The sequence below is a fragment of the Nocardia sp. MDA0666 genome, from assembly GCF_003023875.1.
GTDB lineage: Bacteria > Actinomycetota > Actinomycetes > Mycobacteriales > Mycobacteriaceae > Nocardia > Nocardia aobensis.
Genome location: NZ_PYHT01000001.1, coordinates 179,301 through 198,425, shown reverse-complemented (window position 1 = coordinate 198,425; position 19,125 = coordinate 179,301). Strand labels below are relative to the sequence as shown.

At 70.2% G+C, this 19,125-nt stretch carries 16 protein-coding genes and 2 pseudogenes; 7 read left to right on the top strand and 11 right to left on the bottom strand.

From position 1 onward, the window contains the following. The first annotated feature begins 101 nt into the window (after positions 1-101). Positions 102-3,377, top strand: coding sequence for a BTAD domain-containing putative transcriptional regulator (locus C8258_RS00910; RefSeq protein ID WP_106953981.1), 3,276 nt, complete (start codon positions 102-104; stop codon positions 3,375-3,377). Positions 3,378-3,448: 71 nt separating this feature from the next. Then, positions 3,449-3,901, top strand: a complete 453-nt coding sequence (locus C8258_RS00905) for a nitroreductase/quinone reductase family protein (protein WP_233224805.1) — start codon at positions 3,449-3,451, stop codon at positions 3,899-3,901. A 417-nt stretch (positions 3,902-4,318) separates the two neighbouring features. Here C8258_RS00905 and C8258_RS00900 read toward each other — a convergent pair whose 3' ends face one another. Beyond that, complete coding sequence (locus C8258_RS00900; RefSeq protein ID WP_106953434.1) at positions 4,319-4,972, bottom strand: TetR/AcrR family transcriptional regulator; 654 nt, start codon at positions 4,970-4,972, stop codon at positions 4,319-4,321. Positions 4,973-5,188: 216 nt separating this feature from the next. On the opposite strand from C8258_RS00900, the pseudogene C8258_RS32760 reads away from it, so the two are divergent. Continuing rightward, positions 5,189-5,828: pseudogene (locus C8258_RS32760) on the top strand (acyl-CoA dehydrogenase); the annotation flags it as partial. Between the two features lie 191 nt (positions 5,829-6,019). Beyond that, positions 6,020-6,739, top strand: a complete 720-nt coding sequence (locus C8258_RS00890) for a 3'(2'),5'-bisphosphate nucleotidase CysQ (RefSeq protein WP_030516349.1) — start codon at positions 6,020-6,022, stop codon at positions 6,737-6,739. A gap of 54 nt (positions 6,740-6,793) precedes the next feature. Here C8258_RS00890 and C8258_RS00885 read toward each other — a convergent pair whose 3' ends face one another. The 8 genes and pseudogenes from C8258_RS00885 to C8258_RS00850 form a co-directional block, all read right to left on the bottom strand. Beyond that, positions 6,794-8,332, bottom strand: a complete 1,539-nt coding sequence (locus C8258_RS00885) for a DUF4153 domain-containing protein (RefSeq protein WP_233224804.1) — start codon at positions 8,330-8,332, stop codon at positions 6,794-6,796. Between the two features lie 452 nt (positions 8,333-8,784). Beyond that, positions 8,785-9,867 carry an ATP-binding protein gene (locus C8258_RS00880; protein ID WP_106953433.1) on the bottom strand — a complete coding sequence of 361 codons (1,083 nt, stop codon included), beginning with the start codon at positions 9,865-9,867 and terminating at the stop codon, positions 8,785-8,787. Then, positions 9,864-10,565: a response regulator transcription factor gene (locus C8258_RS00875; RefSeq protein WP_106953432.1), complete on the bottom strand. Its 702-nt coding sequence runs from the start codon at positions 10,563-10,565 to the stop codon at positions 9,864-9,866. Before C8258_RS00875 ends, C8258_RS00880 begins: the two co-directional genes overlap by 4 nt. Positions 10,566-10,640: 75 nt before the next feature. Beyond that, positions 10,641-11,375 (bottom strand): inositol monophosphatase family protein, encoded by a 735-nt coding sequence (locus tag C8258_RS00870; RefSeq protein ID WP_369974699.1) that lies wholly within the window; start codon positions 11,373-11,375, stop codon positions 10,641-10,643. Between the two features lie 167 nt (positions 11,376-11,542). Then, positions 11,543-11,761: pseudogene (locus C8258_RS00865) on the bottom strand (acyl-CoA dehydrogenase); the annotation flags it as partial. A gap of 59 nt (positions 11,762-11,820) precedes the next feature. Beyond that, positions 11,821-12,303 carry a bacterioferritin gene (bfr, locus tag C8258_RS00860; RefSeq protein ID WP_106953431.1) on the bottom strand — a complete coding sequence of 161 codons (483 nt, stop codon included), beginning with the start codon at positions 12,301-12,303 and terminating at the stop codon, positions 11,821-11,823. Positions 12,304-12,361: 58 nt separating this feature from the next. Then, the gene (locus C8258_RS00855) at positions 12,362-12,553 is read right to left on the bottom strand and encodes a bacterioferritin-associated ferredoxin (RefSeq protein WP_106953430.1); all 192 of its coding nucleotides are present in this window, start codon (positions 12,551-12,553) and stop codon (positions 12,362-12,364) included. 155 nt (positions 12,554-12,708) lie between these two features. Continuing rightward, positions 12,709-13,704, bottom strand: a complete 996-nt coding sequence (locus tag C8258_RS00850; RefSeq protein ID WP_233224803.1) for a GlxA family transcriptional regulator — start codon at positions 13,702-13,704, stop codon at positions 12,709-12,711. A gap of 109 nt (positions 13,705-13,813) precedes the next feature. On the opposite strand from C8258_RS00850, the gene C8258_RS00845 reads away from it, so the two are divergent. The 3 genes from C8258_RS00845 to C8258_RS00835 all read left to right on the top strand — a co-directional run bounded on the left by C8258_RS00845 (position 13,814) and on the right by C8258_RS00835 (position 17,834). Beyond that, positions 13,814-15,127, top strand: coding sequence for an MFS transporter (locus tag C8258_RS00845; protein WP_369974698.1), 1,314 nt, complete (start codon positions 13,814-13,816; stop codon positions 15,125-15,127). Between the two features lie 45 nt (positions 15,128-15,172). Next, entirely contained in the window at positions 15,173-16,555 is a 1,383-nt protein-coding gene (locus C8258_RS00840; protein WP_233224801.1) for a serine hydrolase, read from the top strand. A gap of 169 nt (positions 16,556-16,724) precedes the next feature. Further along, complete coding sequence (locus tag C8258_RS00835) at positions 16,725-17,834, top strand: hypothetical protein (RefSeq protein WP_106953427.1); 1,110 nt, start codon at positions 16,725-16,727, stop codon at positions 17,832-17,834. Positions 17,835-17,841: 7 nt separating this feature from the next. On the opposite strand, the gene C8258_RS00830 is transcribed toward C8258_RS00835, so the two are convergent. Both C8258_RS00830 and C8258_RS00825 read right to left on the bottom strand, forming a co-directional pair. Further along, positions 17,842-18,078: an alpha/beta fold hydrolase gene (locus C8258_RS00830; RefSeq protein ID WP_199195528.1), complete on the bottom strand. Its 237-nt coding sequence runs from the start codon at positions 18,076-18,078 to the stop codon at positions 17,842-17,844. A gap of 119 nt (positions 18,079-18,197) precedes the next feature. Beyond that, positions 18,198-19,124, bottom strand: a complete 927-nt coding sequence (locus C8258_RS00825; RefSeq protein ID WP_106953426.1) for a GyrI-like domain-containing protein — start codon at positions 19,122-19,124, stop codon at positions 18,198-18,200. Position 19,125 lies beyond the last annotated feature (1 nt).

Sequence of the window (19,125 nt, the reverse complement as noted above, 5' to 3'; positions counted from 1 at the left end):
GCGGCTCCTGTCGGTGTCGAGAACTGCGACGAGGGTGGCGCCGTCCGCTTGCAGCCGACTCGAGACGCACTTGGCGGCCGCCGTCCTAGACTTTGCGCATCATGGTTCGGATTCGGGTCCTCGGAGCGCTGACCGCGTCGGACGAGCACGGTGAACTCGATCTCGGCGGTCCGCGGCAGCGCGGCGTACTGGCCCGGCTGCTGGTCGCCCGGGGCGAGGTGGTGCCGGTCGACCGATTGATCGACGACCTGTGGCGGGGCGAGCCACCGCCGCGGGCGCTGGGCTCGCTGCAGGCCTACGTATCCAATCTGCGGCGGCTGCTGGAGCCGGAACGAGCGCCGCGCGCGACGGCAGCGGTTCTGGTCAGCCGCGCTCCCGGATACGCGCTGCGGCTCGACACCGAGGCGGTCGATGCCTGGTTGTTCGGCGCGCAGCTGGATCTGGCCGCGCGACAGACGGATCCACAGCGGCGGCGCCGCGCCCTCGAGCAGGCGCTGGCACGCTGGCAGGGCCCTGCGTACGGAGCCTATGCGCAGGAGGCCTGGGCGACCGCGGAGGCGGCGCGGCTCGAGGAATTGCGGCTCAGTGCGCGCGAACAGCTGGCGGCGGCGTTGCTCGACCAGGACGAACCCGCGCTGGCGGCGGCCGAAGCCGAAGTCCTGACCCGCGAGCACCCGTTGCGTGAGGAGGCCTGGCGGCTCACCGCGCTGGCGCGCTATCGGGCCGGACGCCAAGCGGACGCACTCGCCGCACTACGGCAGGCGCGCGAGATCCTCGCCGACGAACTCGGCATCGATCCGGGTCCTGCGCTGACGCGATTGGAAGCCGACATTCTCGCGCAGCGAATCCCGGTGCAGGAGAGAGTGATCGCGGAGTCGCTCCCGCCGCGCGACCCGGTCCCGGCGTCCACGGCGACCGTCCTGTTCGGCCGTGACGCCGAACTCGCCGCGCTGCATGCGGCCGCCCGAGGCGACGGACCACGGACGGCGACCGTGGCAGGTGAGGCGGGCAGCGGGAAAACCGCTCTGCTGCACCGTCTTCGCGACGACGTGCGCGACGCGGGATATCGCGTGGTGATCGGTCGCTGCCCGGAGGACGAGGCCGCCCCGTCGGCATGGCCGTGGGTCGAGATCCTGCGTGCCCTGGCCGGTGACCACGATCCCGGGGAACTGGCGCCCGCACTCGCGCCGCTGCTCACCGACGGCGCGGGGCCCGATCGGGCCGACCGCGCGCACGGCCGTTTCCTGCTGCACCGGGCGGTGATCGACTATCTCACCACTGTGGCGCACGCGCGGCCGCTGGCGATCCTGCTCGACGACGCCCATCGGTGTGATGCCGAGACCGCGGCGCTGCTCGCCGCGGTGGCCACCCGGGCGCCGGTCTTCATGGTGATCGGCTACCGGCCGGACGAGGTGCCGCCCGCGCTGGCCGATGCGCTGGCGAGCTCGGCGACCACCATCCAGGCGCGAATCCGGTTGCGCGGCCTCGGGGCCGCCGACAGTGCCCGGCTGGTCGGCGCTCTGATCGGAGGCGTACCCGCGGCTCCGGTGGTGGCGACATTGCACGATCGCACCGGCGGCAATCCCTTCTACCTCATCGAGATCGCGCGCCTGTTGCAGAGCGAGGGTGAGCTGGTCGCCGCGTCCGAGGTCCCCGACGGTGTGCGAGATGTGCTGCGCCGCAGATTGTCCCGGCTTCCCGAGACGGCCGTGTCCGTACTGCGCCTGGCCGCGGTGATCGGCCGCGAGTTCGACCTCGCGGTTCTGGTGCGGGCCGCGGAGGTGGGGGAGGAGGACGTGCTGGACGCGGTCGAGGCCGGAGTGGTCGCCGGGCTCCTGCACGAACCCGCGAGTGGGCGAGCGCGTTTCGCCCATGTCCTGGTGCGGGACACGCTGCTGGGGGATCTGTCGCGGATCCGCCGCGACCGCTGGCATCGCCGCATCGGCGCCGCGGTCGAGGAGCTCGACCCGACAGATCTCACCGCCCTCGCCTACCACTACGGGGAATCGGTGATACCGCAGACCGCGCGGCGAGCCGCCGACTACGCGGTGGCCGCGGCGCAGCGGGCCGAGCGGCGCTTCGCCCACGACGTCGCCGCCGCCGGATACGAGCGTGCGGCCCGCGCGCTCGAACGCCATCCCGGCGGCGATACCGTCGACGAGCGGGTGGCCTTGCTGTGCCGAGCCGGACGTAGCCACCTCGTCTGCGGCGCCGGCCTCGCCGCGCGCGCCGCCCGCGACCGCGCCGCGACGCTGGCCGAGGACGCCGATCGGCCCGACCTGCTGGTGCGGGCGTTCACCGCCTGGGAGGCCCCGACGCCCTGGATGAACCGGCGCTACGGTGTCGTCGACCACGCCGTGGTCGCCCGCCTCGAGACCGCGCTGCGGTATCCCGGGCTGGCACCCGCGGACCGGTGCCGGCTGTCGGTGGCGCTGGTCGAAGAGATCGGCGGCGCCGAACTCGACCGGGCGCGCCGGGTGGCCGGTGACGCCGAGGCCCTCGCCCGCGACCTCGGGGACGACACACTGCTCGCACCGGCGCTGCAGGCCCGGGCTTCGCTCTACGACAGTCCGGATCGTGGTGCGCTCGGCGCGGAACTGATCGAGATCGGGCAGCGCAACGATCACCACGCCTACCTGCTGCTGGGCCACACCGTCGCGCTGCAGGCCGCCGCCTTCGCCGGCGATCTCGAGGCGGCCCGGGCACATCTCGAGGCGGCCGCCGCGCCGGCCGACCGATATCAGTGGCGGCAAGCCCAGGCGGCGAACGCGATGGCCCGGGGACTGCTGGCACTGGTGGGCGGCGACGCCGACGACGCCGAGCGGCGCTACCTGGAGGCCGCCGAATTGCTCGCCCGCACAGGCATTTTCAATGCCGGCACCCTCCCGCTCATGGCGCTGTTCACGGTCCGCCTGTATCAGGGCCGGGCCGGGGAACTGGCCGAGACGATCGAGGAATTCATCCGAAGCGCCTCGGCGGACACCGCGGACGCGACCGTCGACTTCCACGCGCTCGTCCTGCTCGCCGCCGGTGACCGGGCGGCGGCGGCCCGCGTCCGGCGCCGCGCGCGACCGGTTCCCGAAGACCTGTTCCGCTCGCTGTTCCTCACCCTGCGCGGCATGGTGATCGCGGCGCTCGGCACGGCGGAGGAGGCCGCCGCGATCTACCGGCACCTGCTGCGGTATCGCGATCGTCTCGGTGGCGCTGACACCGGGTCGTTCACCGTCGGCCCGGTCGATCTCGTGCTGGGAGACCTGGCAGCGCGGTGCGGCGATCCGGATCTCGCCGGCGGACACCACCGTGCGGCCCTGCGCATCGCCGAGGGCTGCGCGAACCAGGGGTGGATCGACGCCGCTCGCGTGCGTCTCGACCACTGATCGGTCACTGGTCGCTCACAAGCCGGATGCGGATCGTCGGTACCGACCGCTTTCCGACCCGAGGAGCTCCCGTGCCCGACACCCGCCGTATCGCCACCGACCTGCGCCTGAAGACCGTGACCAGCCTGCACCGCACACTGCTCGACGTCACCGGTGGCCGCATCGGTACCCGCTTCAAGAACATGCCCACGCTGACCTTGACCACCGCCGGCCGACGCAGCGGGCGGACGCACACCGTGGTGCTCACCGTCCCGATCGTGGACGGCGACCGCTATCTGGTCGTGGCGTCGCGGGGCGGAGACGCCGTCTCGCCCGCCTGGTACCACAACCTGTGCGCCGAAGCGCGCGTCGAGGTGTCCTTCCGGCACGGGGCGGCACGTCCCATGACCGCGCGCGTACTCACCCCGGCCGAACGCGAGGCGCGGTGGCCGCAGGTGGTGCGGGCCTATCCGGGCTATGCGGACTATCAGAAGCGCACGGCCCGGCGGATTCCGCTGATCGAGTTGTCGCCGCGCGGCGAGTGACCGCGCCGTGTGCGGCGCACCGGATATGCTGTGCGGCAATGTATTCAGGTTAGGGGAATCGCACCATGGCTTCCTGTGCGAAGGAGGCGACCAGTGCACCGCATCTCCCGCGGGAGGATGTCGAATCCGGCCTTGTGCTCGGCCGACAGCAGCGGCCCGATCGGCGTGTTCGCCTGCTGTTCGGGACCGTCGTCGGCGGCGTGCAGTGAAATCGCCGCGGTAGCAACGGTTCCCGAGGCCTGCTCGGCCGGCACGGTTACCGAGGCGAAGGTCCGCCCCTGATGCTGGACCTGGACGCGGTATCGCGGTCGTCGCCGGCCGGAACCGAACGCAGGTCGAGACAAGCGAGAAGGTCGTTCCACAGATCGGGCATGAATCCGAATGTTAGCGACCTTCTCTAGTGCGAGAATGGAATTCTCAGTCTCGAGCAAAGCCGTGGGCGCAGAAGTTCCAGACTTCCTCGGCGGTGATCGGGTGGGTGGTCTCCTCGTCGGTACCGCCGGTGGACTGCGCGGTGAACATCACCGTCTGCATGACCATCGCCGCGGTCCGGCGCGCATTGAGTTCCTTGCGCAACCGGCCCTGCTCCTGGGCCTTCTCCATCAACTCCGTGATCAGGCCCAGCAGCGGCGCATGCGCCACCTTCACCTGCGCGGGGTGTGAAACCAGCAGTTGCGGAGCGAAATCCGTGAACAGCGGCCGCTGCGCGGTCGGATCCGGACGGCTCAGTTCGAACAGCAGCTCGATGGTCACCCGCAGCTGGTCGATCGGATCGTCCTGCCCGTCGGCGGCCGCCCGGAGCTGTTCCGCCGTGCGGCTGAGCGCATCCTCGAACAGGGCCAGCAGCAGTTCGTGTTTACCGTCGAACTGCAGGTAGAAGCTGCGCAGCGATTGTTTGGAGCGGTCCACCACTTCCTGCACGGTGAAATCGGTGGTGCCCTTTTCGGCGATGATCGCCTGAGCCGCGTCGAGGAAGCGCTGTACTCGCTGTTCGGCACGCAATTTCGCGGTCCGGATCGAGCGCTCGACGGCGCGTTGCTTCCAGGCGGGCTCTTCGCCGGTGCTGCTCACGGTCGGCTCGGTCCTTGGTTACGTGTGCAGAACATGAATGCACTGTACCGGAGAATGTCATGTTCCCAGGCTCCGAGGGCGCGTGTTCGGGAACGGCATGAAAGACTGTTACTTTCTGATGTGGATAATGCCATTCTCGCGTCGGTTGGCTGGCCAGAGAGGCGGTCCGGGATGCTTTTGGAGTTCGACTCCGAACAATGACTCTGGCGCGACACCGTGCGCGAGGCGGTCGGCAAACAGTGTCCGGCGTCGCTGATCCGCGAGATCGCCGACAAGGGCGGCGACCCGATACCGTTGTGGCGCACCTACATCGAGCTGGGCTGGACCGAATTGACCGGCGACGCGGCCGCTGTCGAGCTGGCGATCGTCCTCGAGGAACTGGGCGACCGATCCCACGCCGTATCTGGTCACGATGACCCAATTCGCCCCGCTGGCAACGGAATTCACCGATGCTGCGGTGGCCGGCACGGCCGTGTACGACGGTGTCGCCGCGGTCCTCGACGCCGACGGCTGGGTGCTCGGCGGCACCGCCCACCACGTCCTCGACGGCGACCGCGCCGAACGGTTCGCGGTGGTGACCGAGGCGGGTGTGTTCGTGGTGCCGGCGGCCGAGGTGCAGGTGCGCCGCAGCGCGGTCTTCGATCCGGTGCTGCACATCGCCGAGGTGCGCTTCGACGGCGTGCGCGCCGGACACGATCGGTGCAGCACCGTGGATGTGGCGCGGGCGCGCCAATTCGCCGCCACCGGGATGGCTCTGACCGTCGTCGGCGCCTGTCAGCGGATTCTGGACCTAGTGCTGGACCATGTGCGCGCCCGCCATCGGTTCGGCGTGCCGATCGGCTCGCTGCAGGCGGTCAACACGTTGCTCCCGGACCCCTGATCGACCCGCAGCGGCAGGGGGCACGCCGCCCCGGCCCGCATCGGCTGGCACACTGCAAGGGTCCCGCCGATCACCGCGGGGCGATGCGAGCGCCGGCCGAACGCCGGCGTGCCAGGTGCGCCCGGTCGGCGTCGGTTCGCCGTCCGGCGGGAGAGTGAGAACCGAATATGGACGACCACGCGGTGGCCGCCGAGCTCGCCCGGGAAGCCGGTGAGCTCCTGCTCGAGATTCGTGACCAGGGCGGTGCGGTCGGAGACCGGCGTTCCGACGAACTGCTGCTGAAGCGGCTGGCGGAGCTGCGGCCCGACGACGCGGTCCTCTCCGAGGAGAGCACCGACGATCCGATTCGCCTCTCCCGCAGCCGGGTCTGGATCGTCGACCCACTCGACGGCACGCGCGAATACGGGCAGCCCCCGCGGGCGGATTGGGCCGTGCACGTGGCGCTGGCGGTGGACGGCCGCGCCGAAATCGGTGCCGTCGCGCTTCCGGTGCCCGGGCTGGTGCTGGAAACCGGTGCGCCGCCGGTACTTCCGCCCGCCCACGACGGCCCGCCGCGCATCGTCGTCTCCCGCAGCCGCCCACCCGCCTGCGTGCACCACCTCACCGCCGCACTCGGCGCCGACACCATCCCCATGGGCTCGGCCGGCGCCAAAGCGATGGCGGTCGTCCGCGGCGAAGCCGACATCTACGCCCACTCCGGCGGGCAGTACGAATGGGACTCCTGCGCACCCGTCGCGGTGGCCGCCGCCGCGGGCCTGCACACCTCCCGCCTGGACGGCTCACCGTTGATCTACAACCAGCCCGATCCCTACCTTCCGGATCTGCTCATCTGCCGGCCGGAGCTGGCCGACGAAGTTCTGGAAGCCTTGCGAGACTTCGGCATCTGAGGAGCGGCGCCGCGGTCCGTCCGTGGGGCCGCCGTCACTGCGCGGTGCTCGCGGTCATTCGCCCGCGCGCATCCGGGCCAGGTTCCAGCTGTTCCAGGTCTCGTCGCCGCGTCCGTGGGTGAGCCGCTGCCGCAGGTCGAGGCGGATCGGTGCCGGGAGACGGTCGAGGACGGGGACGATATCGGCCGACAGCCCGGACAGATAGTCGACGTCGAGTTCTTCACCGCGCTGCCAGCGGTCGATGTTCTCCGACGCGACCAGCGCCTCGGGATTCGCGACGGCGAGTACCAGCAGCGCGGCCACCGCGGTCGCGAGGGTGGTGCGCGGCAGCCACGCCGTCTCCAGGCGCAGGACCGCGACGATCACCAGCAGGTAGACGACGCCGAGCCAGAGTTCACAGGTTCCGACCAGCAGACGCAGCACCGTGAATCCGTATGCCTGCTGATAGGTCCACATGCGACCGAGCGCGGAGGCGATGATCACCAGGGTGAGCCCGCTGATCGTGCAGAGCAGGCCGCGCAGCCAGATACGGTCGGTCGCCGAATCCCTGGTGGCCCGGTGCAGTGCGGGCAGGATGACGGCGAGTGTGAGCAGGGTGACCGCGGCCAGTTGCCAGAATCCGCTGCGCGCGTAGTCGGCGTAGGTCAGACCGGCGGTGCGCTGCACATAGTCGTCGCCACCGAACAGCGCTACCAGCTGCGCGCCGAGGAACGACGCGAACAACACCGTCAGCGCCCCGACCGGCAGCGCCCATTCCAGTCGCGCCAGTGTGCGTTTCTCGGGTCGGCCCTGTGCGTCGGCAGGAGCCAGGGGACCGGCGAGCAGGTACAACGCGCTCAGGGTTGCCGTACCGGCGAGCAGGAACAGCACGATCCATCGAGTGGTGGTGGCGGCGTCCATGCGCGGCACCAGTCGGGTGACGATGGCGGCGAAGGTAGCGTCGGCGCCGGCGAGCAGCGGCACGAACACCGCCAGGATCACCACCGTGGCAACCACGGACGCACCGAGCCGCCAGTGCCGTGCTCCGGCGCTGCCCCGCCGCCGGCCCTGCGCCGCGTACACCCAGCCGAGGGCGCCGGCCGAGGCCAGCGGGACCGCGATCGCGTCGTGCAGCACTCCGCGCGCCGACGGCCGCCCGACCACTGCCAGCGACCCGCACACGGCCGCCGCGATCAGGCAGAGCACGAACAACCACCCCGCGGCCCGGAAGGTGCCCACCGCGAGCAATGCGAGTGCGGCGGCCGCCCACCAGCGGCCGGGCCGGATCCGGCGTTCAGGGGGTGTTTCCGACCGGTTCGTGGCGCGCCGATGGACGGTGCCGACCGCGACCGCGGTGGCGGAACCCGCGAGCAGCCAGCCGATTCCGGGCCGATCCAGGGACACGGTGGCCGCCGCGACCAGACCGGCCACCCCTGCGGCGGGCAGCACGCCCGCCGGGTAGACGACCCGTCGCCGACGCGGCGGAACGGGTTGCGCGGACCCGGGACCGCCCGCTGCCCACTGCTCCGGTCCTGGAGTTTGCCCGGGTAGCCAGGCGCCGCTGTCCGCGTTGAGCCGATCGTCCGTCGAGCCCCAGCGCGGTGGGTCTATCACGACTGCGGCGGTACCCGCGTTCCGGGACCACACCGGTGTATCGCTGTGCCCGGCTGCGGCCGATGCGCCGGCGGTGGAGAAATCGTGCGACGCGCCGTCTGTCGAATCGCCGGGGCCGTTGCGGACCGTGGTGGCCGCGGATGAACCGGTTTCCGGCGCAGCCTGTTTCGCTGCGCCCGCCGGAGAAGATGCCGGTGCAGGTTTCGCCTGGTCATCCGAAACCTCCGGGGCGTCCGGCCCCATGGGGCCGTCCAGTTCCGGCGGGGTTTCGTGTCGCTCGGGATCCGAGGAGGCGCCGGAGCGTACCGGACGATCGTGGGCGGCGGAGTCCACCGGTTCCGGTGTCCGCGTGCGGTTGGGCGTGGGTTCTTCGGGCACGGCTGGTCCCTCCTGAGGGTGTGCGGTCTCGGCCCGGGACCGAATCGGTCTGTCGGGCTGTGAGATTCGGGCTGTCAGTGGTGGTGCGGCGCGGTGGCCGGGAGTATCACGCGGATCCGTGAGCCGGGGTCGGCGACCGCGATGGAGCCGTGGTGCAGGTCGACCACCCAGCGGGCGATGGCGAGCCCGAGCCCGGTGCCGCCGTCGTCGGTGCTGCCGCCGCGGGTGAAGCGGTCGAAGATGCGCTCGCGTTGCGCGGGAGGAATGCCGGGCCCGTCGTCCTCGACGTCGATGACGAGGTGCTCGCCCGCGGTGTGGGCGAGCAGGCGGACTTCGCCGCCGGCGGGGCCGTGCCGGGCGGCGTTGTCCAGCAGGTTCAGCAATACCTGGTGCAGGCGGGCGCGGTCGGCGTACACGGTGGCGGTGGCGGGATCGATCGTGCTGCGGAAGCGGATACCGCGCCCGAGGGCCGCGGTCATGACCTCCGCCTCGGCGGTCACCGTCGCGAAAGTCGGTGCGATATCGAATTGTTCGCGGTCGAGCGGAATCGCCCCCGCCTCGATGCTGGACAGATCGAGTAGCTCGGAGACGAGCCGGCCGAGCCGTTCGGTCTGTGCCAGTGCGGTTTCGAGTGTTTTCGGTTCGGGCTCGGACACCCCGTCCACCAGGTTCTCCAGCACGGCGTGCAAGGCGGTGATGGGGGTGCGCAACTCGTGCGAGACATTGGCGATCAGTTCGCGGCGCTGCCGGTCGGCGGCGGCGAGGTCGGTCGCCATCCGATTGAACGCGTCGGCCAGCTTCCCTACCTCGTCACGGGAGGACGCGCGCACCCGGCTGGTGTAGTCGCCGTGTGCCATGCGTTGCGCCGCGGCGGTCATCTCCCGCAACGGCGTGGTGATGCCGTGCGCCAGGAATTGGGACGACACCAGGGCGATGAGCATCGCGGTCAGTGTGGTCATCGGCGGCAGCCAGCCGATCCGGTGACTGAACCAGGCGAAGGCGAGCCCGCCCGAAAAGGTCATCAGGACGGCCAGTTTGAGTTTGATGGATCGGATTCGATCCAGCGGCCGCGGTAGCCGATCCGACAGCTGCGTTACCAGTCTCGAAGTCCGGAGATCGGCACGGTCGCCGGCGTCGAGGCCGGCTCGCTGGCTCATCGCGTCTCCAGGGCATAGCCGACGCCGTGGACGGTGCGGATCAGGTCGGCGCCGAGTTTGCGTCGCAACGCCTTGATATGACTGTCGACGGCCCGGGTACCGGCCGCATCCGCCCAGTCCCAGACCTCTTCGAGGAGCCGCTCGCGAGCGAGTACCGCACGGGGACGCCGGGCGAGACGGGCCAGCAGATCGAATTCCAGCGGCGTGAGCTGGGCTTCGGCCCCGCCGCGCCAGACCCTGCGCTGATCGCTGTCGATGCGCAGATCGCCGACCACCGTGACCGCCCCGCGCTGATCACCGGCGCGCTCGACCCGCCGCAGCAGCGCATGCACGCGCGCGGTGAGCACCCGCAGCGAGAACGGTTTGGTCAGATAGTCGTCCGCGCCCACACCGAGTCCGATCAGCTGGTCGGTTTCGTCGGTCCGCGCGGTGAGCATCAGCACCGGTATCGAGCGCTCGGACTGGATCCGCCGGCACACCTCCAGCCCGTCGTAGCCGGGCAGCATGACGTCGAGGACCACCAGGTCCGGTTCGAACGTCGTCGCGGCCGCCACCGCCGCCGGTCCGTCCGGGGCCGTGGCGACCGTGAACCCTTCGGCCCGCAGCCGCGCCGCAACCGATTCCGCGATCGTGGCTTCGTCGTCCACGACCAGGATCCGCCGCGCCGGCGTGCCCTCCACCAGTGGGTTCCGTTCCATGCTCCGGGAGCCTAGCGATCTCGTGTGGAGAGAACCGGTATCAGTTGTGGAGATTCTGTGTGGTCGGTCGCGGTATCAGTCGCGGCGGCGCAGATGCTCCAGTAACTCGTTGTGCAGCAATCCGTTCGACGCGACCGCACCTCCGCTGAGAGGATTGGGGGTGCCGTCGAAGCCGGTGAAGGTGCCGCCGGCCTCGGTGACGATGACCGCGTTGGCGGCCATATCGCCCGGGGACAGGCGGGGATCGGCGCAGCTGTCGATCGCGCCCTCGGCGAGCATCATGTAGGACCAGAATTCGCCGTAGGCGCGGGTGCGCCAGACGTCGCGGGACAGGGCGAGGAAGCTGTTCAGCCGGCCGTCCTCTTCCCAGGCGGTGACGGTGGAGTAGGCGAAGGAGGCGTCCGTCAGGTTCGAGACGCCGGAGACCCGCAGGCGGGAGGCCGAGGTCAGGCTGCGACCGGTGAAGGCGCCGTGGTCTTTGGCGGCCCACCAGCGGCGGGCGAGAGCGGGCGCGGAGACGACGCCGACGATGGGGCGATAGCCGCCCGCGGACACCTCGAGCAGGGAGATCTGCGTGGCCCACACCGGGACTCCGCGCACATAGTTCTCGAGTCCGGTGATGGCGTCGACCACCCAGCAGCGCGGACCGCCACCCTCCAGTCCGTCGCCCGCACCGAGGACCGCGTCGCGCGGGCGGGACCGGCGCAGCTGGCCGCGGACGAGCTTTTCCACGGCGTTCTCGCCGTTGGTCACCGCGGCCAGATCCGGTCTCGCCCGGACTGCAAGATCGAGGCCCTTGAACCGGTCCATATTCACCGCGTCGGCGGAATCGGCGAGGACATGGGCGAAACGGAGATCGTCGTCGAGGTGGTCGTGCACCACTGCAAGCTATCCGCAGCCGATGGACACTGCCACCGCCTCGGGTCGACCGATGCTGAACCAGGCGTGCAAACCCCGGGGCATCGGCCGCAGCCATCTCACAGCTGCGCGAGCCGAGGTGCGGTGCCGCGTGTGCGCACCCAGGCGCCCGCTTCGCGTGTCAGTTCCGCTGTGCTGCCGAGCAGTCCGTCGAGGACGAGGGCCCGGCGGGCGTGCCGATGGAAGTCGTGTTCGGCGGTGAACCCGATGCCGCCCAGGACCTGCTGGCAGTGCCGTGCGGTCAGGCGGGCGGCGTGGCCGGCGGCTGGCGTTGTAAGCGCTTTCGACACACGAACACCCGGCCGCGAGCGCTCGGCGGCCGGGTGCGGTGCCGGCGTCAGTCCCCTTCGGGGGTATCGGTGTAGCGCTGCAGATAGAGCTGCTCACCCAGCGCGCCCAGCAGTGCGATCTCGGTTTCGAGGTAGTCGACGTGGCTTTCCTCGTCCTCGAGGATCGACTCGAAGATGCGGGCGGAGGTGACGTCGCCGCGCGAGCGCATCAGCTCGATACCGCCGCGCAGCCGGGTCACGGCCTCCATCTCGATCTCCAGGTCGGCCCGCAACTGCTCCGGGACGGTCTGGCCGATCCGCAGCGGATTCAGCTTCTGGTAGTTCGGCAGACCGTCGAGGAACAGGATCCGATCGGTGAGAACTTCGGCGTGCTTCATCTCATCGAACGATTCGTGGCGCGTGTGCTTGGCCAGCTTGGGGTAGCCCCAGTTCTCCTGCATCTTGGCGTGCAGGAAGTACTGATTGATCGCCGTGAGTTCGGCCGTCAACTGCTCGTTGAGCAGCGCGATGATTTCCTTGTCGCCATCCATGACGTGTGATCGTGGCACAGATCACAGATCAGGGGAATGAGCGGGGTGCGTGTCGGTGTCAGGCAGCAGTCGGCTCGGCCGGTGCATCGGTGCGCGCCCGGCCTATCGCCTCGGCCAATCGGGCGGTGCACGAGCCGCAGCCCGGCTTCCACCCGCAGGCCTTCTTCACTTGTTTGGTCGAACAGGCGCCGGCGGCGACGCAGGTGTGCACGTCTGCCTCGGAGACGGCGTTGCAGATGCAGATGTACACGGTCGGCCTCGGATTGCTCTGTACGACAATTGCGGGGTCGCTTCGGGAGGTAAGCCTCGCCTAAACAGGTAACCCTTGCCTAAGGTAGCACCCGGGGGGCGGGGATTGTCAATGGGGCGGCACGCGTCGCGGACATGCTGCGTGCCGGGCGCCGCTCACCGCGCGACCGGCTGATCTTGCTCCGCCCTCGGCTGCCGGAACGTCTTGCGATAGGCGATCGGCGCGACGCCGAGCTGGGTGCGCAGGTGATGGCGCAGCGAGGCGGCAGTGCCCATACCGGACGCGCGGGCGACCTCGTCCACGGTGAGCGCGGTCGTTTCCAGGAGATGACGGGCGTGGCGCATTCGCTGGTGCAGGATCCAGGCGCCGGGCGCCGTGCCGGTCTCGGCCTTGAAGCGGCGGGTGAACGTGCGCACGCTCATGCGGGCGTGTGCGGCCAGGGTGGTGAGATCCAGATCCTCGTCCAGTCGCGCGAGGGCCCACTCCCGGGTCGCGGCGGTGCTTTCCGCGCCCGGATCGGGGACCTGCTGTTCGATGAACTGCGACTGTCCGCCTTCGCGCCACGGCGGTACGACGCAGTAGCGCGCGGCCCGGTTCGCGGCCGCGCTGCCGTGATCGGAGCGCACCAGATGCAGGCACAGATCCACCCCGGCCGCCAGACCCGCTGCGGTGCAGATATTGCCGTCCTCGACGAACAGCAGATCCTCGTCGAGCAGTACGGCGGGAAAAAGGGTGCGAAAGTCCGCCGCGTACTTCCAGTGCGTGGTGGCGCGGCGGCCGTCGAGGAGGCCGGCCGCGCCCAGGACGAACGCGCCGGTACAGATCGAGACGATGCGCGCATCGGGCCGGATCGACGCCAGCGCGGCCGTGACCTCGGGTGGCAGGACGCCGTCATGGCGTGGACCCGGCATGGCCGTACCCGGCACGATCACGGTGTCGGCGCGACCCAGCAGCTCGGCGCCGTACTCCGGGGTGATGGTGTAACCGCTGGTGGACGGGATCGGGGACGGGTCCAGACCGCAGATCCGCACGTCGTAGAGATCGGTGCCGTCGTCGGCGGTGGCCGCGCCGAGCACGGTCGGCGGAATCGTCAGATCGAAGCCGACGATGGGCGCCAAGGCCAGCACGGCCACCAGATGCGGGTCCGGCACGGTCGCCTCCTCGTTGTGAACCAAGGGAATGGCTGAATCTTTACGCATTATGGCATTCAGGCCACTCGTCGGCGACCGCGTGATTCGGCACGCTCTTCCGGTGACCGAGATTCGCCTCACCGACCCCGTCCCTTCGCCACCGCCCGAGCGGCCCACGACGCGAATCGCGCGTGGTCCGCATCCGGCGTGGACCGTCGCCGCCGTCGGCTTCGTCGCGCTGCTGGGCGCGGCCGCGTTCCGCTCGGTGCCGAGCGTGCTGATGGATCCGCTGCACGAGGAATTCGGCTGGTCGCACGGCACCATCGGCGCCGCGGTTTCGGTGAATATGCTGCTGTACGGGGTGATTTCGCCGTTCGCGGCCGCGTTGATGGACCGGTTCGGCATTCGGCTGGTGGTGGCGTGCGCGTTGCTGCTCGTCGCCGCCGGCAGCGGGCTCACCGTCTTCATGACCCAGCCGTGGCAGTTGATGGCGACGTGGGGACTGCTGGTCGGCATCGGCGTGGGATCGATGTCGATGCCGTTCGTCGCCACCATCACCGGACGCTGGTTCGTCCGGCACCGCGGCCTCGTCACTGGGGTACTCACCGCCGCCGGTGCCACCGGACAGCTGGTGTTCCTGCCGCTCGTCTCGATGCTGGCCCGCGACCACGGCTGGCGGGCCCCGGCCCTGGTCGTCGCGGCGACCGCACTGGCCGTGGTGCCGCTGGTGGTGCTGTTCATCCGCGACTTCCCCAGCGACATCGGACGCACCGCCTACGGCGCCGGTCCCGGCAGCGACGCGGGCCTGCGCACCGCGGCGGCAGGCGGGGCGGCGCGGGCGCTGACCGTCCTGGCCGCGATCGTGCGCCGGCCCGTATTCTGGTTGCTGGCAGGCGGTTTCGCGATCTGCGGCGCCTCCACCAACGGATTGGTCGGCACCCATTTCGTCAGTGCCGCACACGATCACGGCATGCCACCCACCACCGCGGCCGGACTGCTGGCCACCGTCGGCATCTTCGACGTCGCGGGCACCATCGCCTCCGGCTGGCTCACCGACCGCATCGGCTCGCGATACCTGCTGACGATGTACTACGCGCTGCGCGGCCTGTCGCTGGTGATCCTGCCGATGCTGTTCGCTCCCGATGTGCGACCGAGCATGTGGGTGTTCGTCATCTTCTACGGCCTGGACTGGATCGCGACGGTGCCGCCGACGGTCGCGCTGTGCCGCGAACACTTCGGCGCCGGCGGGCCGATCGCCTTCGGCTGGGTGTTCGCCTCACATCAGATCGGCGCCGCGATCGCCGCGTCCGGCGCCGGCGTCATCCGGGACATGCAGGGCAGCTACCAGCTCGCCTGGTTCCTCGCCGGAGGTCTGTGCGCGGTGGCCGCGGTGATGTCGCTGAGCATTCGCCAACCACGTCCGCGAGAGGCGCTGGCGCAGTAGAGTTTCAATCCCGGCTCCACCGTTCCCGATGAGGGAGGTCGTGCAGTGCCCGTGGTTTCCGTGCCGATCCGGCCCCGGCTGATTGCCGCGGCGCTGACCGGCGTCGCAGTTCTGTTCGTCGCTTGCGGATGCGGATCGTCGTCGAAACCCGCGCCCGCGAGCACCTCGTCCGCTGCCGCGACCACCTCGCCGGCCCCGGCCGTCCATCCGCTCGACGAGCCCACGCTGCGCGGCATCGTCGAGTCGGTGGCGCGTCCGGCGTCGGTGCCGGGAGTCGTGGCCTTCGTCCGCACCGCCGCCGGCGAGGTGGGCACCTCCTACGGCACCCGGACCTTCGGTGGCGGCCCGGCGGTCACGGCGGCCGACCATGTGCGCATCGGTTCGGTCACCAAGACCTGGACCGGCACGGTGATCCTGCAACAGGTCCAGGAACACAAACTGGCCCTCGACGATCCGGTCTCGAAGTACCGGACCGATGTGCCCGGCGGCGGGGCGATCACCATCGCGCAGTTGCTCGATATGCGCAGTGGCCTCTACAACTACAGCGAGACCCGCGAACTGGCCGAGGCCATGGACGCCGACCCGGGCCGGGTGTGGCAGCCCGACGAGCTGCTCGCCATGGCCTACGCGCACCCGCCGTATTTCCCACCGGGACAGGGCTATCACTACTCGAACACCAATACGATCCTGCTCGGGCTGATCGCCGAACAGCTCGACGGCAAACCGCTCGAGCAGATCATGCGGGACCGGCTCTTCGGCCCGCTCGGCCTGACTCAGAGCTCGTTTCCCGCGCGCACCTCCGCGACCGTGCCCGACCCGCATCCGCAGGGTTACATGTACGGCACCAACGTCGTGACGATGGGATCCCCGCCGGCGCTGCCGCCCGAGATGCAGGCCGAGGCCAAGGCGGGCCGGCTGCTGCCCGGTGATCGCACCGCCGACAATCCCTCCTGGGCATGGGCCGCGGGCGCCGGAATCTCCACGGTCGGGGATCTGGCCACCTGGGCCGAGGCGCTCACCGACGGCAAGGTCCTCGACGCCGACATGCAGGGCCGGCGCATGAGCAGCCCGCAGCCGACCGCGCCGGCCAACCCGCCGCAGGCGCCGCAGTACGGGCTCGCCATCGCGAAATTCGGGGCGCTGTACGGACATACGGGTGAGCTGCCCGGCTTCAACACCTTCGCCGGATCCGATCCGGCGCACAAGGTGACAGTGGTGGTGTGGGCGAATCTGGAACCCACCGCCGACGGGAGCGCGGCGGCCAGTGAGATCGCCAAGCGGATCATCGAGCACCTCTACGGCACCGGCGCCGCGACGGCCACGTCGGCCACCACCGCACCCGTAACGACGACCTCGCTCACCCCGACCACGGCCGCCACGTCTGCGGCCCCGCTCTCGCCGACGGGCACGCCCGCACCCGCCCGGTGAGCCGCTGAAACGAAGGCAGCAACGTTTCGGCATCCGATGGTCGGATGCGTACCGACCCGTACCGATGTCCAGTAGCGTCGAGGTGGTTACGAGTTGGCAAACGATACGGCCGGTACCCGGCACGACCTGTGCGCCCATCGCACGTGTCGGGCAACGAAGGAGGATCGAAGTGCTGCACACCGACATCCCGACCCGCCGCGAGATCGAAACCCTCGCCGAATGGACCGGCCCCTGGTCGGTGTCGATCTATCTGCCGACCGAAGCCGCCACCGCGAATCCGGAGGCGAACCGGATCGCGTTCACCAATCAGGTACGGGAGGCGATCGATCTGATCACCGAGCCCGACAGTCGCGCGGCCATCGCCGAACAGCTCGACGATCTGGCCGACGACGAGGATTTCTGGCGCTTCCAGTCGCACACACTGGTCGTGCACGTCTCCCCGCAGCGCATGTGGACCTTCCGGATCCCCAACCGTCTCGGCGCGGCGGTCACCGTCTCGGACCGGTTCCTGCTGAAGCCGTTGCTGCGAGCCGTCACCTTCCCGCAGGCCGCCTTCGTCCTGGCGTTGGCCGAGGGGGCGGCGCGGCTGGTCGAGGTGACCCCGGACCGGCCGGCCGAGGACGTCCGCGTTCCGGACATGCCCGGCAACGCCGCGGATTTCGCGCGCAAGGCCTCGATCGGCGATCGTTCGCCCAAACGTCGGCTGACCGGCAGCGAAGGGAAGAAGGTGCTGGTCCGGCAGTACGCGCGCGGAGTCGACCGAGCGTTGCGCGACATTCTCTCCGGCCGCGACACTCCGCTCATCCTGGCGGCGCCCGAACCGATCGACGCGATCTACCGCTCGGTCGCCACCTACGGCGAACTGCTCGACGACGGAATTCCCGGCAACCCGGAACATCTGTCCGATCAGGAACTGGCCGACAAGGCCCGCCACATTCTCGACGGCCACTACGCGGCGCAACTGGCCGATCTGCGCCAGCTGTTCGACAAACGCCGCAGCGAGGCCCGCGCCAGCGCCGACCTCGCCGATATCGCCCGCGCGGCCACCTTCGGCATCGTGCAGACATTGCTGGTCGACATCGACACCGCCGTACCCGGCACGGTCGCCGAGGACACCGGCGCGATCGATTTCGGTCCCGCATCCGAGACCGAGATACCGGGAATCCTCGACGAGATCGCCCGCCGCGCATTGCTTTCGGGCGCGCGGGTGCTCGCGGTGCGCAAGGCCGATATCCCGGACGAGGCGTCGGCCGCCGCCATCCTGCGCTATTCGATGTGAGGGGGTGTCACGCCGGAAACGGTGTGACCAGTTCCAGCAGCGCTTCGGGGCCGTCCAGCGGGACGATATGACCGCAGTCCGGAATCACATGCCCGACAACGTTTTTCGCGATCGGCCTCAGCTGGCGATGCAGTGCGTCGCCGACCGAGTCCGCGCCCAGCGCGAGTGTCGGCACCGTCAGGCGCGCTGCCGCGGTCGCCTCGGTCAGCAGGGGTTCGGCGTTCAGCCACTGATCGTCGGACATGCGTGGGCTCCTTCGGTGACTGCCGGTGGCAAGATCAACCGTAGGAGGTGGAGCGGTCGCCCGCCACCGCACGGCTCGGACGGGCGCGTGTGCGGCGGCCGAGGGCGTTGTGCGGGAACCTAACCGTCGTGGGCTGTCGCCGTCGTGGCGAGGTCGTCGATCGCCGCGATGAGGTGGCGGCGGCTGTCGGCGGCGAGGGCCAGGAGTTCCTCGTCGCCGAGTGCGCGAGCCCAGATCGCCGGATCGACGGCCTCGACGACGACGGTCTCACAGCGCTCACGCACGACCACCGGATGCGGCACGATCATGTCGGCCCGGTCGTCGTCCGCGAGTTCGGCCACGAGCAGGTTGCGGCGGCAGACCTCCAGGATGGTGTGGTGGGCCAGGCGCCGGGTGCGGCCGTCGTACCGCGCCGTGTTCAGGTCCACCTCCGCGAGGATGGCGAAGCCGTTGGACCGCAACGCGTTCCGGGTCCGATCCAGCGCCGTCTCGAAGTCGGAGAATACACGGGTGACGATCGTCGGCGAGGGCGCCACCGGCAGCCGGATCTCGGTGACGAGTTGACGCGGATCGCTCACCTCGTCGGGACCGACCAGATAGACCTCGGTCGGCGGGCCGATGATCCGGTAGGCATTGCGATCCACCCACTCGGCCAGGCTCCGATAGGCGGCGCCGAGATCGCGGTAACCGCCGTGGTGGCAGGCGCGGGCCACCGTCGTACCGGGGGTGACGAGGACCTCGGCGCCCGAGGCCAGACTCAACTCGGCGGCGGGCTCGACCGGAACGCGGAAGTCGACGCTCGTCGCGACCGCCGATCGTTCGGTGTCGGTGTAGGTGATCGCGGTCGGGCCACTGGCGGTGAGGCCGGATCGGGCGACGGTCGCGAACAGTTCGCGCATACCCGCGGTGATGTCCTCACCGGGCCGATCCGTCCGGATCGCGCGAGGTAGTCGCAACAGGGCCTGCGGCGGCACTTCGCACACGTCCACCCGGTAGTCCATGGCGTCCTCTTTCTCGGTGTCTGCCTTGACAATGCCCGCGGCCACG

Coding starts and splice junctions, on each gene's coding strand:
- C8258_RS00910 (WP_106953981.1), top strand. CDS start 102: ATGGTTCGGATTCGGGTCCTCGGAGCGCTGACCGCGTCGGACGAGCAC.
- C8258_RS00890 (WP_030516349.1), top strand. CDS start 6,020: ATGGACGACCACGCGGTGGCCGCCGAGCTCGCCCGGGAAGCCGGTGAG.
- C8258_RS00880 (WP_106953433.1), bottom strand. CDS start 9,867: ATGAGCCAGCGAGCCGGCCTCGACGCCGGCGACCGTGCCGATCTCCGG.
- C8258_RS00875 (WP_106953432.1), bottom strand. CDS start 10,565: ATGGAACGGAACCCACTGGTGGAGGGCACGCCGGCGCGGCGGATCCTG.
- C8258_RS00870 (WP_369974699.1), bottom strand. CDS start 11,375: ATGGACCGGTTCAAGGGCCTCGATCTTGCAGTCCGGGCGAGACCGGAT.
- bfr (WP_106953431.1), bottom strand. CDS start 12,303: ATGGATGGCGACAAGGAAATCATCGCGCTGCTCAACGAGCAGTTGACG.
- C8258_RS00830 (WP_199195528.1), bottom strand. CDS start 18,078: ATGTCCGACGATCAGTGGCTGAACGCCGAACCCCTGCTGACCGAGGCG.